Raw genomic sequence first — 21850 nt, 5'->3', positions numbered from 1 at the left:
TTGAGACTACTTTGTAGGATTCTGAGACATCCTGGCGTTTGGTGATCGGGGAGCTGGCACGTATGATGCTTCACAAACTTCCGCAGATTAGAAGCCTATGTCCCTGATAGTTCTACTGCTTCTGCCATTCATTGGCAGCTGTCTGGCAGCCGTGCTGCCACACAACGCGCGTAATACCGAATCCCTGCTGGCAGGTCTGGTCGCTTTGATCGGCACTGTTCAGGTCGCGATGTTGTACCCGCAAATCGCCCACGGCGGCGTGATCCGAGAAGAGTTCATGTGGCTGCCCAGCCTTGGCCTGAACTTCGTTCTGCGCATGGATGGCTTCGCCTGGCTGTTCTCGATGCTGGTGCTCGGCATCGGCACACTCGTTTCTCTATATGCGCGTTATTACATGTCGCCGGATGATCCGGTGCCGCGTTTCTTCGCGTTTTTCCTGGCGTTCATGGGCGCCATGCTTGGTCTGGTCATCTCCGGCAACCTCATCCAGATTGTATTTTTCTGGGAGCTGACCAGTCTCTTTTCTTTCCTGTTGATCGGCTATTGGCACCACCGCGCCGACGCTCGTCGCGGCGCCTACATGGCGCTGATGGTCACCGGCGCGGGCGGGCTCTGCCTGCTGGCGGGGGTCATGATTCTCGGCCATGTCGTCGGCAGCTATGACCTCGACAAGGTCCTGGCCGCTGGCGATCTGATTCGCGCACACGCCCTCTACCCAATCCTGTTACCCCTCATCCTCATCGGCGCACTCAGCAAAAGCGCCCAGTTCCCGTTTCACTTCTGGCTGCCCCACGCCATGGCGGCGCCGACTCCTGTTTCTGCTTATCTGCACTCGGCGACCATGGTCAAGGCCGGGGTGTTTCTGCTCGCCCGCCTGTGGCCGTCACTGTCCGGCAGTGAAGAATGGTTTTACATCGTCAGCGGTGCCGGCGCGTGTACGCTGTTGCTCGGCGCGTATTGCGCGATGTTCCAGAACGATCTCAAAGGGCTTCTGGCCTACTCGACCATCAGCCACCTCGGCCTGATCACCCTTCTGCTCGGCCTGAACAGCCCGTTGGCGGCAGTGGCGGCGGTGTTCCACATTCTCAACCACGCCACGTTCAAGGCTTCGCTGTTCATGGCGGCGGGCATCATCGACCACGAAAGTGGCACCCGCGATATCCGCAAGCTCAGCGGTCTGATCAAACTGATTCCGTTCACCGCGACGCTGGCGATGGTCGCCAGCGCCTCGATGGCCGGCGTGCCGTTGCTCAATGGCTTCCTCTCGAAGGAAATGTTCTTCGCCGAAACCGTGTTCATCAATGCCACGGCGTGGGTCGAGATCAGTCTGCCGATCGTGGCGACCATCGCCGGCATGCTCAGCGTTGCCTATTCCCTGCGTTTCACGGTGGATGTGTTCTTCGGCCCTCCGGCTACCGAGCTACCGCATACTCCGCACGAACCGCCGCGCTGGATGCGAGCGCCAGTCGAACTGTTGGTGTTCACCTGCTTGCTGGTGGGGATTTTCCCGGCACAGATCGTCGGCCCGTTGCTCGCAGCAGCGGCGTTGCCGGTGGTAGGTGGCGAGTTGCCTGAATACAGCCTGGCGATCTGGCACGGCCTGAATGCACCGATGATCATGAGCCTGATCGCCATGTCCGGCGGCATCGTCCTCTACCTGTTGCTGCGCAATCAGCTCAAGCGTGGCCGATTCAAATACCCGCCACTGGTAGGACGCTTCAACGGCAAGCGCCTGTTCGAGCGCAGTCTGGTGGTGATGATGCGCATGGCCCGACGCGTCGAGCGACGCCTGGGCACCCGACGCCTACAGATGCAGCTGTTCCTTATGGTGTTGGCCGCCGTGCTCGCCGGCCTGATCCCGATGCTGCACAGCACGCTGAGCTGGGGCGACCGGCCGAAGATTCCTGGCTCCATCGTCTTCGTGACCCTATGGTTGCTGGCGATTGCCTGCGCCCTAGGCGCGGCGTGGCAAGCCAAGTATCACCGTCTCGCAGCACTGACCATGGTCAGCGTCTGTGGCTTGATGACTTGCGTGACCTTCGTCTGGTTCTCCGCGCCGGATCTGGCGTTGACGCAACTGGCGGTCGAGGTGGTGACCACCGTGCTGATCCTGCTCGGCCTGCGCTGGTTGCCACGCCGGATCGAGGAAGTCTCGCCACTGCCGAGCAGCCTGCGCAAGGCGCGCGTTCGTCGTCTGCGCGACTTGCTTCTGTCGATTGCAGTCGGTGGCGGCATGGCGCTGCTGTCCTACGCGATGCTGACGCGGCAGACGCCGAACGATATCTCCTCGTTCTACCTCAGTCGCGCCTTGCCCGAAGGCGGCGGCAGCAACGTGGTCAACGTGATGCTGGTGGACTTCCGTGGCTTCGACACCCTCGGTGAAATCACCGTGCTGGTTGCCGTGGCATTGACCGTGTTTGCCCTGCTGCGACGCTTCCGCCCACCGAAAGAAAGCCTGCAATTGCCGACCCAGCAACGCTTGCTCGCGCCGGATGTGGTCACCGATCTGGTCAACCCGCGTTCGGCCAGCGACACCGCACTCGGCTTCATGATGGTGCCGGCGGTGCTGGTGCGTCTGCTGCTGCCGATTGCGCTGGTAGTGTCGTTCTACCTGTTCATGCGTGGACACAATCAGCCGGGCGGCGGTTTCGTCGCCGGTCTGGTGATGTCGGTGGCGTTCATCCTGCAATACATGGTCGCCGGTACGCAGTGGGTCGAAGCGCAAATGAGCCTGCGCCCATTGCGCTGGATGGGCACCGGACTGCTGTCCGCCACCGCCACCGGGCTGGGTGCGATGCTGGTCGGTTATCCATTCCTGACCACGCACACCTGGCATTTCAGCTTGCCAGTCCTGGGTGACATCCATGTCGCCAGCGCACTGTTCTTCGACATCGGTGTGTACGGCGTAGTGGTCGGTTCGACGCTCTTGATCCTCACTGCCCTCGCCCACCAATCGGTGCGGGGTCACAAGACCGCATCGCTGCCCAAGTCCGTCGCCAGCAAAGGAGCCGTCTGATGGAAGAAGTCATCGCAATCGCCATCGGCATCCTCGCCGCATCGGGCGTCTGGTTGATCCTGCGGCCACGAACCTTTCAGGTAGTCATGGGCCTGTGCCTGCTGTCCTACGGCGTCAACCTGTTCATTTTCAGTATGGGCAGCCTGTTCATCGGTAAAGAGCCGGTGATCAAGGACGGCGTGACGCAAGATTTGCTGCACTACACCGATCCACTACCGCAGGCGTTGGTACTCACGGCGATCGTGATCAGTTTCGCCATGACCGCATTGTTCCTCGTCGTACTGCTCGCCTCGCGCGGTCTGACCGGCACTGACCACGTCGACGGCCGGGAGCCTAAAGAATGATGGCGATGACTCATCTGATCGCCGCACCGATCCTGCTGCCGCTGCTGACCGCCGCCATCATGCTGATGCTGGGCGAGCGGCACCGGCCGCTGAAGGCGAAAATCAATCTGTTCTCCAGCCTCGTCGGTTTGTTCATTTCGGTAATGTTGTTGCAATGGACACAGACTACCGGCGTGCCCGGTTCGATTGGCGTGTACCTGCCGGGTAACTGGCAGGCGCCGTTCGGCATTGTGCTGGTGGTCGATCGGCTGTCGGCATTGATGCTGGTACTGACCGGGATCATCGGCGTCAGCGCCCTGCTCTTCGCCATGGCGCGCTGGGACGGTGCCGGCTCGAGCTTCCACGCGTTGTTCCAGATTCAGTTGATGGGCCTGTATGGCGCGTTCCTGACGGCGGATCTGTTCAACCTGTTCGTGTTCTTCGAAGTGCTGCTGGCCGCGTCCTACGGCTTGTTGCTGCACGGCTCAGGACGGGCACGGGTGTCGTCGGGGCTGCATTACATCTCGATCAACCTGCTCGCTTCGTCATTGTTCCTGATTGGCGCCGCGCTAATCTATGGCGTGACCGGGACGCTGAACATGGCCGATCTGGCGCTGAAGATTCCGCTGGTGCCGGAAGCCGACCGTGGCTTGCTGCACGCCGGCGCGGGGATTCTCGCGGTGGCATTTCTGGCCAAAGCTGGCATGTGGCCGCTGAACTTCTGGCTGGTACCGGCCTACTCCTCGGCCAGCGCGCCGGTGGCCGCGATGTTCGCGATCATGACCAAGGTTGGCGTCTACACCCTGTTGCGCCTGTGGACGCTGTTGTTCTCCGGGCAAGCCGGAGCTTCGGCATTCTTTGGCGGTGACTGGCTGATCTACGGCGGTATGGTGACCATCGCTTGTGCAGCGCTGGCCATTCTCGCGGCGCAGCGCCTGGAGCGCATGGCCAGCCTGAGCATTCTGGTGTCCGCCGGGATCCTGCTGTCGGCGATCGGATTCGCCCAGCCAAACCTGATCGGCGCCGCGCTGTTCTACGTGGTCAGCTCGACCCTGGCGCTGAGTGCTCTGTTCCTGCTGTCGGAGCTGATCGAGCGCTCGCGTTCGGCCAACGAAATTCCACTGGAAGACGAAAGCGAACTGTTGCCGCGACCGCAGGAATCCCTGCAACCGCCCAAAGGCATCAACCTCGACGATGAACAGAAAGCCGTGGTCGGTCAGGTCATCCCCTGGACCATGGCATTTCTTGGCCTGAGCTTTATTGCTTGCGCGCTTTTGATCATCGGCATGCCGCCGCTGTCGGGTTTTATCGGCAAACTCAACCTGATCGGCGCGTTGCTCAATCCGCTCGGGCTGGGCACCGCTGCGCCGATTTCCATACCGGCGTGGATGCTGCTGGCGCTGCTGATTCTCTCCGGACTGGCTTCGCTGATGGCATTCTCGCGCTTGGGTATCCAGCGTTTCTGGACGCCGGAGGAGCGTCCTTCGCCCCTGCTGCGAAAACTCGAATGCGCGCCGATCTTCCTCTTGCTGGGGCTGAGCATCGCCCTGACTTTCAAGGCTGAACCGCTGCTGCGTTACACCCAGGCTACGGCTGAGGCACTTCACAATCCGCAGCAATACGTAATGGCGGTGCTCGGCACACGCGCGGTACCAAGTCACGAAGCCAAAGCAGCGGTGCTGGAGGGGCAGCCATGAATCGAGTGTTTCCTGCGCCGTGGCTGTCGCTGGCACTGTGGGCCTTGTGGCTGACGCTGAACCTCTCGATCAGCCCGGGCAACCTGCTGCTTGGCGCGGCATTGGGTTTCGCCGCCCCTTTGATGATGCGTAAGTTGCGGCCAAAACGCGCGCACATTCGCCGGCCGGGGACGATTATAAAGTTGTTCTTCCTGGTCGGTCGGGACGTAGTGATGTCCAACCTGATCGTCGCGTGGGGCGTGCTCAACGCCGGTCGCCGCCCACCGCGCTCGCGCTTCGTCAAAGTGCCGCTGGACCTGCGCGATGCCCATGGCCTGGCAACGCTGGCGATGATCTGCACGGTCGTGCCCGGTACAGTGTGGTCGGAACTGGCACTGGATCGCAGCATTCTGTTGCTGCACGTCTGGGATCTGGACGACGAAGCCCAGTTCATCGAGCACTTCAAGACCACCTACGAGCGGCCGTTGATGGAGATCTTCGAATGAGCCCATTACTGTCGAACGCGATTTTGTTGACGCTGTTCCTGTTCTGCCTGGCGATGGCACTGACCCTGATTCGCTTGTTCAAAGGGCCGTCGGCACAGGATCGGGTATTGGCGCTGGACTATCTGTACATCGTTGCGATGTTGATGATGTTGACGCTGGGCATTCGTTATTCCAGTGACACTTACTTCGAAGCAGCGTTGCTGATCGCGCTGTTCGGTTTCGTCGGCTCGTTTGCCTTGGCGAAATTCCTGCTGCGTGGCGAGGTGATCGAATGAATGCTGAATTATCGCTGTGGGTGGAGATTCCGGTGGCGATCCTGCTGGTGCTCAGCGGTGTCTTTGCGCTACTCGGCGCGGCCGGATTGTTGCGAATGAAGGATTACTTCCAGCGCATGCACCCGCCGGCACTGGCTTCCACACTGGGTGCATGGTGCGTGGCGCTGGCCTCGATCATTTGCTTCTCGGCACTGAAATCCGGGCCGGTGATACATGCCTGGCTGATCCCGATTTTGCTGGCGATCACGGTGCCGGTGACCACGTTGCTGCTGGCGCGAGCGGCATTGTTCCGCAAGCGCATGGCGGGCGACGATGTACCGGCAGAGGTCAGTAGCCGCCGGACCGAAAGCGGCAGCTGAAGTTTTTGTATTGTCTGCAACGACGCCATCGCGAGCAGGCTCACTCCCACACGTGGAATGCGTTCCCCTGTAGGAGTGAGCCTGCTCGCGATAGCTATCTCCTGATCACCCCAAATCTCAAACCCAAGCCACCGCCAACAACCCCGCCCCCAGCGCCGCACACAACGGCGAATATACCCAGGTATCCAGCCGCGCAAACCGCGAGCCCTTCACTTCTTTGAAAAAACCGACCAGATTGGAATCGCCAATTGCTCGGGCAAACATCAACAACGCAATCGCGCTGATCACCCACTGCAACGCCTTGTGGTTCACCGCTGGCATCCCCCAGCCCACCCGCATACACACCAGCACCGCGATCACCAGCAGCGCGGCAGCCACGATCAACGTCAGCCAGCCAGACGGTTTGAACGCCGGTCGCACCGTCGTCACGAAACCCTGCACCGGAACCTGCGGCACCACCATGGCTGCCGCCCATTGTCCGCCCAACGCCCAATACACATGCATCAGGCTGATCACCGCGAAAATCGTCACCAGCCATTGAGCCAACACAAAGGTCATGGTTTAAATCCTTGGAAAGGGATTTGAACAAATCATCCTAGTCGCAATTTTTTCAAGTGCACGACCGATCAGCGGTACGGTAAAGTGCCGCCCCATGAAATTCTCCCGTTCCGACCGTTCACTGCTGGCCTGGATGCTCTATTGCTGCGTCCTGTTCAACGTGTTCGCCTGCAGCATCGGTCACGGACAAATGGTCGGCCTTCAGCTGAACGGTCTTGGCGGCCAGTTCTGTGCAGTGGATCCGGCCACTCAAGCGCCGCTTGCCAGTAACCCCAGCGAAGAACAACTGCCGACCTTGTCGAAAGCGTTCGGCTGTCCACTGTGCTCCGTTGGCGGTGGCATGGGGCCGGCGTTCAACTCCAGCCTGACCCTGGCGATCCTGCCGGAACAACACAGTCCACCGCTGGCGCCGATCGTCAGCGCCGACCTCCCTGCCCGCTTCACCTGGCCTTCGGCCAATCCTCGCGCCCCGCCGCTCGCCTGAGTGTTTTTGCCTTTTTGATGTGTCAGCCCATTGCGCCAACGCGCGGCGTTTGCCTGTGCGCTGACTCCTAGACAAGCATTCAGGATTCGATGATGAAACAACTCACTTTGCTGGCGAGCCTGTGTGGCTGCCTGTCCGTTAACGTCTGGGCGCAATCCACCGTGGACCTGGCGCCGATCACCATCGATGGCGAGTCCGGCGCAGAGCCGGGCCTGAGCCTCGACCAATCCAGCGGCATGGCCTCGCGCCTCGGCCTAAGCGTGCGCGACACGCCCGCCTCGGTGGCCGTCGCCAATCGCAACGACATCGAGCGCCACGGCGCGCAGAACTTTCAGGACGCCGCCAACACCCTGCCCGGGATCAACGCCAGTGCTCCACCGGGGTTCGGCGGTTTCGTGTCCTATCGCGGTTTCACCAGCAGCCAGATCACCCAGATGTTCAACGGTATCAACGTGTCCGGCGGCCTCGCCCGGCCGGTCGATGCCTGGATCTATGATCGGGTTGAGCTGGTCGGCGGCCCGTCGTCGCTGATCAATGGCGCGGGCTCCGTGGGCGGTTCGCTGAATTACGTGACCAAACTGGCCACGCGCGACGAGCAGGCTGTTGAAGGCCGGGTCAGCTACGGCACCTACGACACCACCGAAACGGCTTTCGGTCTCAACCATGCGTTGACCGATCCTAGCGCTGATATTCAGCACTACGCGCGCCTCGACGTCAGCCATAACACCAGCAACGGCTACATTGACCGTCAGCAGCGCGATGCCTGGAGCGTAGCGTTCTCACTGCTCAGCGATCTCACGCCAAACCTGTCACACACGCTGGCCGTGGAATATCAGGATGAACACGAAGACAGCCCGTATTGGGGCACGCCGGTGCTGAATCCCAAGGCTGGCGAATTGAAGATCGATAAGCACAATCGCTTCAACAACTACAACGTGGAAGACGGGCGCTACGAACAGCGAACGATCTGGGTGCGCTCGATCATCGACTACCGTATCAACGACAGCACCACACTGCGCAACACGTTGTATCACCTCGACAGTCAGCGTGATTACCGCAACCTCGAAACCTATCAGTACAACGCCGACAACAGCGCGGTGAACCGCTCCACCGCTTATCAGGTGCGCCATCAGGGCGAACAAAACGGCAACCAGTTCGAACTGCGTCATGACAACTCGATCTTCGGTCTGGATACGACGTGGTCAGGCGGTTTTGAATACAAGGTCAACCAGACCACCAATTCGCCGCTCAACGTCAAAGGCGCGAGCACGGTAGATCCGAACAACTACCGGCCAGGCTACTTCTACGATATTCCCGGCACCAATCCCAAACTGATCAGCGACAAAACCAACGAGGTCACGACCAAAGCGTTGTTCTTGGAAAACCGTCTGGCCCTGACCGATAAACTGGCGCTGCTCACCGGCCTGCGTTATGACGACATCGACCTCGACGTCACCAACCACCGTACCGTGACCGCCGCCAACCCCAGACATCTCAAGCGCAGCTGGGAACCTGTGACCGGTCGCGTCGGCCTGACTTACCAATTCATTCCGTCGGCCAACGTTTACGCGCAATACAGCACCGCCGCCGAACAACCCAATGGCACGCAGGACTTCGACGTGTCGACCGGCAAGCAGTGGGAGATCGGCAGTAAATTCGACTATCTGAATGGCCGAGGCTCAGCGACCGTGGCCGCCTACACGATTGAGCGCAAAGACTTCGCCGTCACCGATCCACTGGATCCGACCAGCAGCATTCCGGTCGGCCAACAGACGTCGAAAGGCATCGAGATCGCCAGCTCATTGCGGATCACTGACAAGTTACTGGCCGAAGGCAACTTTGCCTGGGTCGATGCGCAGTACGATGATTTCACCGAAAAAAATGCCAACGGCGTGGTGGTGTCGCGCAAGGGCAACACCCCGACTAATGTGCCGGATCGGGTCGGTAACCTGTGGCTGACCTATGATTTTTCGCCGCAATGGCAAGGTGGCGTCGATGCGCGATATGTGGCGTCGGTGTATGCCGACACGGCGAATACGATGACCGTGCCGTCGTACACCTTGTTCGGCAGCTTCCTCAATTACAAAGTGGATTCGCACACCACGGTGACGGGGCGCGTGCGCAACCTGACCAACGAGGTGTATGCCGAGTTTGCGCATGTTTCGCCGGCGTATTACCTAGGCACGCCGCGCACTTTTGAATTAGCGGTGCAGACCAAATTCTAGAAGCTTCGCGAGCAAGCTCGCTCCCACAATTGGAATGCGTTTCCTGTAGGAGTGAGCCTGCTCGCGATGAGGTCATCAGCCTCAACGCCTATTTCAGATCAGCCGAAACCTTATCCGCCACATCCTTCGGCAACCACGCTTGCCACACATCCGGATGCGCCTTCATAAAGGCTACCGCCGCCTCCCGCGGCGCGGTGTGTTTCTCACTCATGTCCGCCAACGCCTTGTTCAAAGGCTCAATCGGAAAATCGACCTTACTGAAGAATTCGGCGATCTGCGGGTATTGCTTCTGGAACGGTGTAGACACGCCAATCGACAGCTTGGAGGCCAGCGAACGGGTCGGTTTCGGGTTGGGATTATCAGCATCGGTCAGCGTCTTCCACGCTTCGGCATCAAACGGCGGCTCTTCCAGCTGCACCAGTTTGAATTTGCCGAGCAGCGGCGTCGGCGACCAGTAGTAGAACAGCACGGGCTTGCCGCGACGAATCGAAGAACTGATCTCGGCATCCAGCGCCGCCCCCGAACCACTGCGGAAGTTGGTGTAATCATCCTGCAGGCCGTAAGCGGTCAGTTTTTGTTTGTTGACCACTTCCGAGGTCCAGCCGATCGGGCTGTTGAGAAAACGCCCCTTGCTCGGGGCTTCTGGGTCCTTGAACACGTCTTTGTATTTTTTCAGATCACTGACGCTGCGCAAATCCGGCGCCATCGGTTTGATGCCCTTGGCCGGGTCGCCTTTGATCACGTACTCCGGCACCCACCAGCCTTCGGTGGCGCCTTTGACCGTATCGCCCAGGCTGACGACTTTGCCTTCCGCTTCGGCCTTGACCCATACAGGACTACGCCCGGCCCACTCTTCGCCAATCACTTGAATGTCGTTGTTGGCCAGCGCGGTTTCCAGGGTAATAGTGGTGCCGGGCAAGGTGTCGGTCGGCAATCCATAGCCCTTTTCGACGATGATCCGCAGGACATCAGTGATCAGGCTGCCACTTTCCCAGTTCAAGTCGGCAAAATGGATCGGCTTCTCTGCCGCCACCACCGTTTGCGCTGACGCCAGCAAGCCAAATGTGGCCACGCTCGCCGCCAACAACCGTCGAAATCCGTTCATGCATTGCACCTCGTGCTGTTCACAGCAATGGCAGGATGGCCTGACAGAAAGACCGCAAGCCTCTGAATACTCAGTCAACTGACTGTAGCCGAGGTTCCTGCTTTTTCCGGGGTGGAACCCGGACGAGGTTACGAATCAGACTTTTCCTGCAAGCTTTGCAGCTCGCGTCTGACCATGCTGGCGTATTCCGCGGGACGCAACGTATAGAGCTGCGCGGCAACCCAGTTCAGCCACGCGCCTTGCAGTTCGGCCTTCGCGACGTACAAACGCCGGGCCTCGACCTGTGCACTTTCGAGGTTCTGCAGATGGAAATCGGCGCGACTCAAAACGCTCACTCGCTCGCCTTGAAAGTCACCAGTTCGCCCTTGCGCCACTTGGCGGCTTTGGCCGTCACGGCTTTCAGGGTTTTGGTCAGGCCTTCCTGCAACTGCTCATTGGCGGCGAACACCGTCACCACGCTGTGACCTTCCTTGAACAGGATCGCATGACCGTCTGCAGTGTCGACGAAGGCGTAATCGCCAAGCCCGTAGACCGTCAGTTTGATTTCACGAAAACGGATATCCATCTTGCCGCCTTCACGGCTCGGCAAGACTGAAGCGCTGAAATGATCGCCGACCTTGAGCTTGAGCCCCGGTTTGTCGTCCACCACCAGTGCGCTTTCGGTGTCGATCTCGGCAACGTAAATGCCTTCAGCGTTTTGCTCGGTGATGTAAACAAAACGCGACTGGAACAGCTTGACCAGCTTTGCACGCAAATCACCCAGCACGAACAAAGCATGCATATCGAGGTTACTGACTGCCAAAGAAACATCCCCACATCTGGAAAAACCACGCACGGAAAACGCGCACGGGAAAAATAACGGTCAGGCCGATGGCACTGCCAAATCATTTGAAAGAAGCCCGAAGCAAGCAGAGAGCCCGTTCGCGAGGTTGGTAAGACTACTGGATTGTCACTCGCAAAACTCATCCCGATGTCGCCACAACTTGAAGGAAAAATCCTTACTGGCGGACAGAGAAAACTGACTACGAACTTTAGGGAAATTTCTCACGAAAAAAAGCACTTTTCCGACATATCGCTCGCGAAAAATTGCTTTAGATAAGCCCTGTCGTCAACAGGTGCTGACGATTCTAGAGCAGCTCTGCTCTTTACGACTACCCGAAACGGTCCGTAATTCAAGGCCAATTGATGAAAAGGACTTCATATGTGCACTCTGACTCACTTTGCCAGACCCGCTGACGACCTGATCCCCTCTCCCCTGATACTGCATGTCAGCGATGACCACGACCAGACACCGCGTTTTCAAGTAGTGCCGGCGGGTAATGCCTTCTTTCATATCAAGGAAAAATCGACCGGTCGTGTAAGAGGTTTCCGTGAAAGTCATAACGAAGCCTGCGCGCTTGCCCGTTCACTTGAATCGCAAATCGAACTCCGGGCGCACGGACACCTCAGATAAAGAGAGTGATCGACTGCGCCACACCGGCGCGTACCCAAGGAGCACACGATGGATTTGCCAACACACGATCTGAAAACCCTGTTCGATCAACTGGGACTGCCTTCGGAAGGCACCGCCATTGACGACTTTATCGAAGATCATCAGCTCGACGCCGACACCAAGCTGATCGATGCCGACTTCTGGACGCCGCAACAGGCGCAATTGCTCAAGGAATGGTTACGTGCAGACGGCGAAGAAGCTGTCGTGGTCGATGAGTTGAATGTGCGCTTGCACCCCGGCAAGTAACCCTGATCAGTGCAGGCTGTCACCCGGCTCGGCCTGCAATTGCGCGAGCCACGCAGCTCTGCACTCCTCGGCTTCGTCACGGCTGGCGAATGCGGTGCCGCGTCTCTCACCGTTGAGCAAAACCACCCAGCAAACGCTCTGCCCCATCGCCCGCAAACCGGCCGGGACACCACTGCCGATCATCACGGCAACATCAACTCGGCATTGCATACTGACCTCCCGAAATCATTAGCTACCTAACTAAGTGGTCAGGTTAAAGCTTTATTTCGGGAGGAAACAGCAACCGCTCTGCACAGATTCATTGCACCAACGGTAACAATCAGCGCGGATTTTCCGGTTTGTAACCCAACCGCAGTCCACCCCAATGTCGGCCTTTGATCATGATTGGCACCGAGAGGTCATGCATCAGCTCGCCGGTATCGCGGGTGTACGTCTGCAGCAGCACCGGTTGCTGGTGACTGCCGCAGCGAATTCCAGTGCGATCGGCGAACTTGCGTTTGGTGCGACTGTTCACCGTGTCGGCTTTCACATCCCCGGTCAGTGGCTGGCTGAATGCCTGATTATGCGTAGGCACATAGCCTTGCTGCGTGCAGGCGATTGCAAATACCAGGCCCTCGTGACGCGGCAACAGCGGCTCTTGAATCGCTGGCAGCACCTGATCGGTGTAGCGGTCGAAACGCGTCTGGAACTTGGCCGGTTCCGTACCGGGAATCGCCTGATAATTGCGATCGAACAGATCCTCCAGGCTGACTCGCCCCTGCTCGACATCCGCCTCGAAACGCGCCGCAATCTGGCCAGCGCCTTCACGCGCCAAGTCATAGATGCGCTGGTGATAGTCATCCAGGCCGACTTCAGCCAGACGCTCGCTGATGGTTTCGGCCTGCCCTTCCATCTGCACCGCCGCTTCCGCCAGGCGTCGGGTCTGCTGATCACTGATTGCCAGATCGCTGCGCATCTGTTCGATGGCTGTGAACAGACTGTCGAGTTGCTCACGATCGGTTTCCGCGCCCCGAGCGATCTCGCCCACCTGGCCCTCAACTCCAGCGGCCAGTCGCGCGATGTTCTCCAGATGCTGACCGGTGTGCTCGACCTGCTCGACACCTGTTTGGAGGTCGCTGGACAGCTCGCGAATCTGCTCCACCACTTGCGCGGTGCGCTGTTGAATGTCCGCGACCATCTCACCCACCTCACCGGTTGCCGACGCCGTGCGCGCCGCCAAACCGCGCACCTCATCGGCCACCACGGCAAAACCGCGACCATGCTCGCCGGCCCGCGCCGCTTCAATCGCCGCGTTCAAGGCCAACAGATTGGTCTGGCTGGCGATGGACTGAATCACCAACGTCACGCGCTGAATGTCATCGCTGCGCACACTCAACGCTTCGATCAATTCACGGCTGGCATTGGCGCGTTGACTGAGTTGATGCATGCGCGCGATCGAATCGACCAGTTCGGTGCGCCCCGCCGCGCTGCTGTGATGCGCCTCGCTGGCGGCCGCCAGCGCTTCTCGGCTGAGCTGCGAGGTCGCGTGTTCGGTGGCGATCATCACCTCGGCATTGCTGACAATTCGCGCCGCGGCATCGAGTTGCGATTCGAGTTTGCTCGCCAGCGCTTTCACCGAAAACGCCACGCCCGCCGCCGACAAGGCATTGTGGCTGGTGGTGTAGGAGAGATCGCGGGTCAGTTCGGACATTGCGCTGCCATTGTCGGCAGGCGGTACAGCGGGGACACCTCGGGAACGCAGGCGCGGTAGCCAGACAATCAGCACCGCCAAGGGCATGCCGAGATAAAGCGACCACTCACCCAGCGTCATGCCGGCCAACAACAGCATCAGGGCGATGCTTTGCAGGGTCGGTGCGATCCAGCGGTTTTTCGGCAACAGCACTGGTGCGGGCAAAGCCCCAACCAGAGATCCATCTCTCGTCATTTCAACACCCCACGCTTGTTCTCATTGTTGTGACTGCATTAAACGCCACTACAACGCCATTATCCATGGTCCGTTAGTCGTGGGGTCTGCGGCAGGTCAATGAACCGGCGGGAAGATGTTGCGGACGAGCAAAAGCAAAGATCGCAGCCTCCAGCAACCCCCTATAGGAGCCGCCGAAGGCTGCGACCTTTTCCAGGCGCCCCGATTAAGGGGTCACCTCACAGCATCAAGCCTGACGCTGGTGCTTGTCGATCTGCTCGTGACGCTCTTGAGCTTCGATGCAGTATTTGGTGGTCGGGCTGATCAGCAGACGCTTCAGGCCAATGGCCTCGCCGCTGTCATCGCACCAGCCAAAGCTGTCTTCCTTGATGCGCTCAAGGGCTTGTTCCAGTTGCGGCAGCATGCGCTGGTCGCGATCGATCGCGTTCACCAGCCAGGTACGCTCTTCTTCAACCGAAGCCGCATCCGCCGGGTCAGCCGGAGTGTCCAGGCTCTCGATGGCGATACGGTTTTGCTCAATGCGCTCGTGGGTTTCGACTTTCATGTTCTGCAACAGCTCAGTGAAGAAAGCGTGCTGCTCGGAATTCATGTAGTCATCTGCCGGCATGGCCAGCAACTTGTCCTTTGTCATTGATATCTCTATAAAAAAACGTGCATTAAGGCGAATTAGGGAGCGTTTCGGCGAACCGTGCGCGGTCGGCGAAAAGGCATCGTTTATTGCAAATGCCACCCGGCACTCAATTTACGAGGGGCGGCAGTCTAAGGCCCGTTTGAGGCCTCAGCAACTGTAAATACTGGGAATTTGTCCGACAAAGCCCGGAAACTGCTCTGACACAGGGTTCACATGGGCAATCGGAGTGCGTTTATAGCAAGAAATTCAGTCGAGCGGCTGTATATAGAAGACAAACGGCTAACCCGGCATCGCTCAATCGCGAATTTTTCTTCGGCCAGTGCATCGTTTCAGCTCAGCAGACCTCGCCCAGCCCCACTAATATCAGGGGCCATCGAGTGATCAACCCGTCTGAAGGATGACTTATGCCCCGCCCCGATCTGCCGGCCACAGACGAGACGAGCCTCGCTAGCCCCCCGATCAATGCCGAGCGCTTGCTGCAATTGATCACCGACGAATACGACGCCCTGCCGCGCCAGCTCAAACGCATCGCCAGCTACATGAGCCAGCAAAGCGACCGGATCATGGTTGACCGCATCAGCGATATCGCCCGCGAATGCGAAGTCCACCCGTCCGCCATCGTCCGCTTCTCCCAGCGCTTCGGCTTCAGCGGCTTCAGCGAAATGCAGGCGCTGTTCCGCAGCGCCTACACCCACAAAGCCTCACCGGTGCAAAACTACCAGCAACGCATCCGCAGCATGATCGCCAACCCCTCGCAGCACACCGGCGACGGCGACCTCGCCCGCGAATGCATCGAGGCCACCCGCTCCGGCATCGAACGCCTGGGCCGGGAACTCGACGATGCCGCGTTTACAAAAGCGGTCGACCTGATTGCCAACGCCGACAACATCTATGTCATCGGCGTACGCCGCTCCTTCGCCGTCGCCGACTACCTCGTTTACAACTTGCAACACACTCACAAGCGCATTCACCTCGTTTCTGGCCTCGGCGGCAGTTATCGCGAGCAAATGCGCAGCGTGCGCGGCAACGATCTGGTAATTGCCATCAGCTTCGTCCCCTACGCCAAGGAAACCCAACAATGCCTGCGCTTCGCCCGCGAGCAACAGGCGAACACGCTGGTCATCACCGACAGCCACCTCTCGCCGCTGGCCAAGCGTGCAAACAGCTTGCTGTTGGTGAATGAAGGCAGCGCGCTGGCGTTTCGCTCGTTGAGCGCGACGCTGTGTTTGTGCCAGGCGCTGTTCGTGGCAGTCGCGTATCGGTTGGGGTTGAATGTCGATGAGATTCACGAACAGGCGGGGTTTGACGACTGACAATTGCTGCAAGCTCAGCTAGGTTATGCGTTCCCACCGGTTCGACTTGAAGGAACGCGTCATGAAACTGATCGGCATGCTGGACTCCCCTTACGTGCGCCGCGTGGCGATCTCCGCGAAACGCTTAGGGATCGACCTCGAACACCAGTCGGTCTCGGTGTTTCGCCATTTCGAGCAATTCCAGCAGATCAACCCGGTGGTCAAAGCGCCGACATTGATCCTCGACGATGGCACTGTCCTGATGGACTCGACCCTCATCCTCGACTACCTTGAAGCCGCCTCAGGTAAAAGCCTGCTGCCAATCGACCTGAAACAACGCGCCCATGCCCTGCGCCTGATCGGACTCAGCCTCGCCGCCTGCGAAAAAGCCGTGCAGTTGTATTACGAGCGCAACCTGCGCCCCGCCGACATTCAATATCAACCGTGGGTTGACCGTGTTGAAAGCCAACTGGCTGCCGCCTTCACTGCCCTCGAACAAGAACTCGAAAAAAATGGCTTGCCCACCGATGGCACCCTCACCCAAGCTGGCATCAGCCTCGCCGTCGCCTGGAGCTTCACCGACCTCGTCGTCCCTGACCAGATCGACACGCAACGCTACCGCCGCATCGCCCAGTACACCGCCTACGCCGAAACGCTCGAAGCGTTCGTCAGCACGCCGATGACCTGACCGTGAGCGCAACCGAGACCGCCGCCCCGGCGTTAAAAGAAATCTTCAACGCCGAACGGCTGCGACATATCGCTGACGAGATGAGCACCGTATATCCCGCGTTCAAGTCCAAAGCATTTCTTAAACACGCCAATGAAGGCCTGGCCGAGTTGTCGGTGATGCAACGCATGGCGCGCGTCAGTGAAAGCCTGCATGCCGTGCTGCCGCTGGACTACGCGGATTCTCTCGACGTGCTGCGTGAACTCGCGCCACGCTTGAACAGTGGATTCGTCAGCATGTGCCTGCCGCACTACGTCGCCAGCTACGGCGGGCACGCGTTCGATACGTCCATGGAAGCCCTGAAATACTTCACCACCTTCGGCTCCTCCGAATTCGCCATCCGTTACTTTCTGCGCAGCGACCTGGAACGCTCGCTGGAACGGATGCACGACTGGACCCAAGACCAAAACCACCACGTCCGCCGCCTCGCCAGCGAAGGTAGTCGCCCTCGCCTGCCTTGGTCGTTCCGGTTGGAAGCGGTGCAAGCCGATCCACGACTGGCAGCCGGGATATTGGACCGATTGAAGGCTGACGATAGTTTGTACGTGCGCAAATCCGTGGCGAATCATTTGAATGATGTGACCAAGATGCATCCGGAATGGGTGCTCGACACGATTGAAGGTTGGTCGCTGGAGAACAAGCACACCGCGTGGATTGCCAAGCATGCGTTACGGAGTTTGATCAAACAGGGGGATGTGCGCGCGCTGACGGTGATTGGCGCGGGGGCGAAGGCTGAGGTTGAACTTTTGGATGTAAAGGTTGAGCCGGCGGTGGTGAGGTTGGGTGAGACGATTACGTTGTCGTTTGTGGTGAAGTCGATGGTGGCGCATGAACAGCGGTTGGTAATTGATTATGCGATTGACTATGTGAAGGCGAATGGCGGGGTTTCGGAGAAGGTTTTCAAGTTGAAGACGCTGCAGTTACCAGGATCTGGAAGCACGGTGGTGGAGCGAAAGCAGGTGATTCGGGATTTCACCACTCGTAAGCACTATATTGGGCGGCATGGGGTTCGGGTGATGGTGAATGGCCAAGTCTTGGCTAATGCCGGGTTTGACATCGTAGGCTGACGGCTTTGAACGACTCTACTTCCTGAATCCCTAGTTCCCTTGCGGCTCTGCTGAGCCGCAAGGACGTGTCGTCAGTGTCTAATCGCTGTGGCCGCCATCAGCGTCGATCAAAAATCAATTTGCCTGCCGCCAATTGGAGTTTCCGTAGCATTCTGCCCGGCAACCATAGCCGAAGCGCTAATTGCATTCTGATTCGCCCAATCACGGAGTTTGATGAACTCGTCTTTACGCATTTTGCTCATGGGTACCAAACGCGAAATAGTCGTTTCAAAATCATCCATCGTCAGGTCGCTTGCATCATCAGCGCCATTCATCCGCCGTGAAAACGCTTCAATCAGCGAGTCGCCAACCCAAGCTTCGATTTCAGCACCAGACAGGACGATGTCCTGGCCAAAATTCGACTCGCCCCCTAGCGCGGACAGTCGATCCAAATCAAATTTCGCCGGGTCGCGCTTCGATTTCCTCAGATGTATTTCAAGAATCTTCTTTCTTTCTACTGTCGATGGGAAGTCAACGAAAAATATCTCGTCGAATCGCCCCTTTCGCAACAATTCCGGTGGCAAGCTGTTGATGTTGTTAGCAGTAGCAAATACAAAAACGGGTGCCGTTTTTTCCTGCATCCAAGTCAACAGCGTGCCAAATACGCGCGTAGCCGTGCCACCATCAGATGATCCGCTGGAAGAGCCGGAAAGTCCTTTTTCAATTTCATCGATCCATAGAATGCAGGGCGAAATAGCTTCGGCAGTACGCAGAGCGGAACGAATATTGGACTCTGAAGAGCCAACCACTCCCTGGAAGATTTTCCCCATATCCAGACGCAATAAGGGCATATTCCATGACGACGCAACACATTTCGCCGTTAGAGACTTACCGCAACCAGGAACTCCAGTTAAGAGCAATCCCTTAGGAGTTCCAACACCGAACTCCTGAGCAGCCTGCCCAAAACACTGGCTGCGCAAATGCAGCCACTTTTTAAGAGTTGCCAGTCCCCCCACATCCTCAAGACTTACCTTTGAGTCGATGTATTCCAGAATACCTGTTTTGCGAATAATTTGTTTTTTCTCGGAAAGCAGGTCTTTTACAGTTGTTTCATCCAGGCTCAGACTGGAAACCAGCGAACGAGACAAGCTATTGTCGATCTCCAAACCCGTTAGACCCAAAGCAGCATCAATAAGCTTATCTTTAGCATCGCTGGAAAGATCAATCTTAACGCTGCTATTGCCCTGCCAAGCGCTGACAAAATTATTGATTTGAGACTTCACTTCATCTCTTGACGGCAACGGGAAATCAATCAGTGTGATTTCCTTCTGAAGGTCATTGGCAATTTCAAAGCTGGGTGCCACGACAATGCAATTACTGCGATATCCACGCGAGCGGATATTGATGGCTAAATCTCGGAGCCGACGACGGTAGACAGGATTTGAGCTTGAGGAAAGATAGTTATGTCCATCACAAAAAACAAATATGTTTTTGCTGCCCTCCTCTTTTGCTTTTTCTTCGCAAAAATCCAGAGCCATTTTCAAGTCAAAGGTTTTATCCCCAGCAACGACGCCGTTTGTCTGTACTCCTACCGTCGAGTTCCAAACGAACAAACGATGGCTAAGCGACTTGGCGATTTCAGAGATCTCGTTGAGTGCACGCTCTTCCTCGAACGTTTCAATGACCAGAATCGCATAACGCGCCTTGAGGTAATCTGTTATCTGCTTGGTACGGTTCATGCCTGTTATCCCTGCGCTTGAACTGAGTTATACATGCATCGGAAGACCGGTTTTGGTAACACCGTGACTTGAAACGACGAATTCGACAACTCTTCTATTACGGAAGAAACCAATATCGACTCTGTCGCTGCTTTTGATGATCTGTTTATGTTGATAGGGATGTATAGCGTTGTGTCGATAGCGACCGGCCAGGGTCAAGTCCACGGCTTTAACGACTCGAATCATTGCTTCGTTCTGGAATATCTCTTTCGGTGTATAGCCGGTGTAGAGGATCCAGTTCTTCTCGTGATTGACGGCGCGCATCAGTTGCTCCAAGGCTGGCGCCTGATCAAGCGGCTCTCCCCCGGAGAGGGTAACCCCAGCGATATCCAGTGCGTTTATCTTCTGTGCCAAGTCATGAACAGACATCAGCGTACTCACTTCAGGAGCGTGGGTCGCCTGGTTGAAGCACCCCTTGCAATTCAGCGCACAACCCTGCACCCATAACGTCAAGCGCAATCCGGGGCCATTGACAGTGCTCAACTCCATATGGTGCACATTGATTTCCATTTAGAAATTCGCACTGAGAATTTGAAGGGTTTGCTCTTCATGGACTATGGTGTATTCCGGCTTCCACTCGGTGACAAGTTCTGCAGTAGGCCTGGAAAGTAGAGCCTCAAGTTCTTCGGTAAGTCTTGTGCAAATGTCGCCTTTCACGCCACGCACTTCCTCGGTAATTTCATCGCCCGAGAAAGTGACATGGATGCTGTATTCGTAGTGAGGTCCAAATTCAACCTCAAATCCTTGAAGACTTTCTTTCACTCTGGCTGGAACACCTGATGCCTCTATGCGCTTGATGGTTCCATCAATAGCTACACTGATATAGGCTTTTTGAAAGCTCAAAGCCAATTCAGCCATTGTTGCTTCATCGTTAGCGGACACAGTTCCACGTTCGATCAGAAGTTTATATGAGCCCGCCTCAACCTGACATACAAACAGATTGAAATCATCTGCCGTCTGGCCACAAATAGCTCTAAACTGCTGCGTACCCATATAGCCTATTTTGCTTAAAACTTTTTTACTGAAGTCGCTGGAGAATATTGAAACAAGCCCCGTCGTCGGGATGATGCCCATCTTGCCGAAAGCTTTGGCGATGGTTTCTTCATCAACATAAGAAAACTCAAACTTTGTACAATGCGACATCATTAAAGCTCCAGCCTGCGACCGGGAGCAACTTCCGCAGCGGCCTGGATGGCTGTTAATACATCAGGGGTGACCTCAATGCTGCGTACAGACGGCACAGAGGCAAGTGTCGACTCAGGCGCAACATTTTTTGAAGTCGGGGTTGGCGTTCCATGATTGACGACTACCCGGCGTCTTTGTGCCGCCTGGGGGGCAACACCCTCACCCAAAAGGCTTGCATCAATGGCCTCCAAGAGCTTTTTTATTACCAGAACGGGATTGGAAGTGAGCTTTTCATAGAGCTCAATGCGCAACAAAACATCCGCTCCGTCAAGGAATTGCAGTTTAAAAAAGTAATTTTGGCTTTCATCGCCAGCGATACCAATGTGCGAGACCTGATTGAGATCACGTGACAGCTTTATCCAATTATCCCCATCAAACGACGCTACAACCAGTTTCGTCGCTGTTGCGGCAAAAGCATTACTACCCGCTTCGACCTCACCGGCCTCAAAATTCTGGTAACTCACCAGAATCTTCTCGCCGACAGGAAACCCCAGAGCAGTTGCTAAATATTCATTCGTCGAAAAATCGATATCTGCGTGAAACTTCAGGGTTTTTGAATAAGTATAAAGACCAAAAACGGCCGCTATTGCATAGCCTACCGATCTCAGCGTGTCTTCCGGTACAAGAACCGCAAAAATCAGGCAGATAAAAGCGATGATCGCGTAGCCGTAATAAACGGCTTTCTGGGTATGGAATTTTTTATTTCTATATGCCTGAAATGTTTTGCCGGGAACATATTTTTTAGACGGTCCCACGAGCAGGGTGCCGCCACCAAAAAAAATCAGACAAAGAAGACCTATTACAACCTGGCGCATTTTGCCACTCTGCAACCCTTCAACAAACATCCACGCACCGCCAATGATGAAGACAGGTAAGAATGCCAGGACCACAAGGCCCACTACCTTACCTTTGGTGGCCATCATCATTTTCCACATCGGGACAGTTTTTATCATTTACATACCTTATTGAGTGGGTGCAGAAGCGCGTAGTGGGAGGATGATT

General features: G+C 57.1%; 24 protein-coding genes. 13 read left to right on the top strand and 11 right to left on the bottom strand.

Features of this window, described 5'->3' with window-relative positions; translation table 11 throughout:
• The first annotated feature begins 97 nt into the window (after positions 1-97).
• Genes ACQ4OE_RS09745 through ACQ4OE_RS09720 form a run of 6 tightly spaced genes read left to right on the top strand, consistent with a single transcriptional unit; the run spans position 98 to position 6155 of the window.
• Positions 98-3016 (top strand): monovalent cation/H+ antiporter subunit A, encoded by a 2919-nt coding sequence (locus ACQ4OE_RS09745; RefSeq protein ID WP_430946506.1) that lies wholly within the window; start codon positions 98-100, stop codon positions 3014-3016.
• Positions 3016-3360 (top strand): Na+/H+ antiporter subunit C, encoded by a 345-nt coding sequence (locus tag ACQ4OE_RS09740; RefSeq protein ID WP_122594196.1) that lies wholly within the window; start codon positions 3016-3018, stop codon positions 3358-3360. The genes ACQ4OE_RS09745 and ACQ4OE_RS09740 overlap by 1 nt, the downstream gene beginning before the upstream one ends.
• A complete protein-coding gene (locus ACQ4OE_RS09735; RefSeq protein WP_430946505.1) occupies positions 3357-5036 on the top strand; it encodes a monovalent cation/H+ antiporter subunit D in 1680 nt (559 codons plus the stop codon). Before ACQ4OE_RS09740 ends, ACQ4OE_RS09735 begins: the two co-directional genes overlap by 4 nt.
• Positions 5033-5521 (top strand): Na+/H+ antiporter subunit E, encoded by a 489-nt coding sequence (locus ACQ4OE_RS09730; RefSeq protein WP_122594194.1) that lies wholly within the window; start codon positions 5033-5035, stop codon positions 5519-5521. Before ACQ4OE_RS09735 ends, ACQ4OE_RS09730 begins: the two co-directional genes overlap by 4 nt.
• On the top strand, positions 5518-5796 hold the full coding sequence (locus ACQ4OE_RS09725) for a K+/H+ antiporter subunit F (RefSeq protein ID WP_122594193.1): 279 nt from the start codon (positions 5518-5520) through the stop codon (positions 5794-5796). Before ACQ4OE_RS09730 ends, ACQ4OE_RS09725 begins: the two co-directional genes overlap by 4 nt.
• Entirely contained in the window at positions 5793-6155 is a 363-nt protein-coding gene (locus tag ACQ4OE_RS09720; protein WP_122594192.1) for a Na+/H+ antiporter subunit G, read from the top strand. The genes ACQ4OE_RS09725 and ACQ4OE_RS09720 overlap by 4 nt, the downstream gene beginning before the upstream one ends.
• 117 nt (positions 6156-6272) lie before the next feature.
• Here ACQ4OE_RS09720 and ACQ4OE_RS09715 read toward each other — a convergent pair whose 3' ends face one another.
• Positions 6273-6713 carry a DUF3995 domain-containing protein gene (locus tag ACQ4OE_RS09715; RefSeq protein WP_430946504.1) on the bottom strand — a complete coding sequence of 147 codons (441 nt, stop codon included), beginning with the start codon at positions 6711-6713 and terminating at the stop codon, positions 6273-6275.
• A gap of 94 nt (positions 6714-6807) precedes the next feature.
• Between ACQ4OE_RS09715 and ACQ4OE_RS09710 the strand changes: the two genes are divergently transcribed.
• Together ACQ4OE_RS09710 and ACQ4OE_RS09705 are read left to right on the top strand one after the other, a co-directional pair.
• Positions 6808-7197, top strand: a complete 390-nt coding sequence (locus ACQ4OE_RS09710; RefSeq protein WP_430946503.1) for a DUF2946 domain-containing protein — start codon at positions 6808-6810, stop codon at positions 7195-7197.
• 92 nt (positions 7198-7289) lie between these two features.
• Positions 7290-9422, top strand: coding sequence for a TonB-dependent receptor (locus ACQ4OE_RS09705; protein WP_430946502.1), 2133 nt, complete (start codon positions 7290-7292; stop codon positions 9420-9422).
• An 88-nt stretch (positions 9423-9510) separates the two neighbouring features.
• Here the strand turns inward: ACQ4OE_RS09705 and ACQ4OE_RS09700 are convergent, their stop codons facing one another.
• The 3 genes from ACQ4OE_RS09700 to ACQ4OE_RS09690 form a co-directional block, all read right to left on the bottom strand.
• The gene (locus ACQ4OE_RS09700; protein WP_122594188.1) at positions 9511-10527 is read right to left on the bottom strand and encodes an ABC transporter substrate-binding protein; all 1017 of its coding nucleotides are present in this window, start codon (positions 10525-10527) and stop codon (positions 9511-9513) included.
• Positions 10528-10655: 128 nt separating this feature from the next.
• On the bottom strand, positions 10656-10853 hold the full coding sequence (locus ACQ4OE_RS09695; protein WP_122594301.1) for a hypothetical protein: 198 nt from the start codon (positions 10851-10853) through the stop codon (positions 10656-10658).
• Between the two features lie 5 nt (positions 10854-10858).
• Positions 10859-11308, bottom strand: a complete 450-nt coding sequence (locus ACQ4OE_RS09690) for a hypothetical protein (RefSeq protein WP_163005233.1) — start codon at positions 11306-11308, stop codon at positions 10859-10861.
• Positions 11309-11728: 420 nt separating this feature from the next.
• On the opposite strand from ACQ4OE_RS09690, the gene ACQ4OE_RS09685 reads away from it, so the two are divergent.
• Both ACQ4OE_RS09685 and ACQ4OE_RS09680 read left to right on the top strand, forming a co-directional pair.
• On the top strand, positions 11729-11980 hold the full coding sequence (locus ACQ4OE_RS09685) for a hypothetical protein (RefSeq protein WP_430946501.1): 252 nt from the start codon (positions 11729-11731) through the stop codon (positions 11978-11980).
• A gap of 48 nt (positions 11981-12028) precedes the next feature.
• Positions 12029-12265 carry a DUF2789 family protein gene (locus ACQ4OE_RS09680; RefSeq protein ID WP_122594185.1) on the top strand — a complete coding sequence of 79 codons (237 nt, stop codon included), beginning with the start codon at positions 12029-12031 and terminating at the stop codon, positions 12263-12265.
• Between the two features lie 6 nt (positions 12266-12271).
• Here the strand turns inward: ACQ4OE_RS09680 and ACQ4OE_RS09675 are convergent, their stop codons facing one another.
• The 3 genes from ACQ4OE_RS09675 to ACQ4OE_RS09665 form a co-directional block, all read right to left on the bottom strand.
• Entirely contained in the window at positions 12272-12475 is a 204-nt protein-coding gene (locus ACQ4OE_RS09675) for a hypothetical protein (RefSeq protein ID WP_103303573.1), read from the bottom strand.
• 109 nt (positions 12476-12584) lie between these two features.
• Positions 12585-13808, bottom strand: a complete 1224-nt coding sequence (locus tag ACQ4OE_RS09670; protein ID WP_430946560.1) for a methyl-accepting chemotaxis protein — start codon at positions 13806-13808, stop codon at positions 12585-12587.
• Positions 13809-14415: 607 nt separating this feature from the next.
• Positions 14416-14820: a TraR/DksA family transcriptional regulator gene (locus ACQ4OE_RS09665; protein ID WP_008084239.1), complete on the bottom strand. Its 405-nt coding sequence runs from the start codon at positions 14818-14820 to the stop codon at positions 14416-14418.
• Between the two features lie 404 nt (positions 14821-15224).
• Between ACQ4OE_RS09665 and ACQ4OE_RS09660 the strand changes: the two genes are divergently transcribed.
• From ACQ4OE_RS09660 to ACQ4OE_RS09650, 3 genes are all read left to right on the top strand, one after another.
• Positions 15225-16133 (top strand): MurR/RpiR family transcriptional regulator, encoded by a 909-nt coding sequence (locus tag ACQ4OE_RS09660; RefSeq protein WP_122594182.1) that lies wholly within the window; start codon positions 15225-15227, stop codon positions 16131-16133.
• 61 nt (positions 16134-16194) lie between these two features.
• A complete protein-coding gene (locus ACQ4OE_RS09655; protein WP_430946500.1) occupies positions 16195-16800 on the top strand; it encodes a glutathione S-transferase in 606 nt (201 codons plus the stop codon).
• Between the two features lie 2 nt (positions 16801-16802).
• A complete protein-coding gene (locus ACQ4OE_RS09650; protein WP_430946499.1) occupies positions 16803-17906 on the top strand; it encodes a DNA alkylation repair protein in 1104 nt (367 codons plus the stop codon).
• Between the two features lie 107 nt (positions 17907-18013).
• Here the strand turns inward: ACQ4OE_RS09650 and ACQ4OE_RS09645 are convergent, their stop codons facing one another.
• From ACQ4OE_RS09645 to ACQ4OE_RS09630, 4 genes are read right to left on the bottom strand one after another with little or no spacing between them, the layout of a single operon-like run.
• Complete coding sequence (locus tag ACQ4OE_RS09645) at positions 18014-19624, bottom strand: AAA family ATPase (RefSeq protein WP_430946498.1); 1611 nt, start codon at positions 19622-19624, stop codon at positions 18014-18016.
• A gap of 27 nt (positions 19625-19651) precedes the next feature.
• Entirely contained in the window at positions 19652-20173 is a 522-nt protein-coding gene (locus tag ACQ4OE_RS09640) for a 4Fe-4S single cluster domain-containing protein (RefSeq protein WP_430946497.1), read from the bottom strand.
• Positions 20174-20809, bottom strand: coding sequence for a DUF2997 domain-containing protein (locus ACQ4OE_RS09635; RefSeq protein ID WP_430946496.1), 636 nt, complete (start codon positions 20807-20809; stop codon positions 20174-20176).
• Positions 20809-21801 carry a hypothetical protein gene (locus ACQ4OE_RS09630; protein WP_122594177.1) on the bottom strand — a complete coding sequence of 331 codons (993 nt, stop codon included), beginning with the start codon at positions 21799-21801 and terminating at the stop codon, positions 20809-20811. The genes ACQ4OE_RS09635 and ACQ4OE_RS09630 overlap by 1 nt, the downstream gene beginning before the upstream one ends.
• Positions 21802-21850: the final 49 nt, after the last annotated feature.

It is taken from the genome of Pseudomonas sp. WC2 (assembly GCF_050586545.1).
Classification (GTDB): domain Bacteria; phylum Pseudomonadota; class Gammaproteobacteria; order Pseudomonadales; family Pseudomonadaceae; genus Aquipseudomonas.
This window is presented reverse-complemented; position numbering and strand designations above follow the sequence as displayed.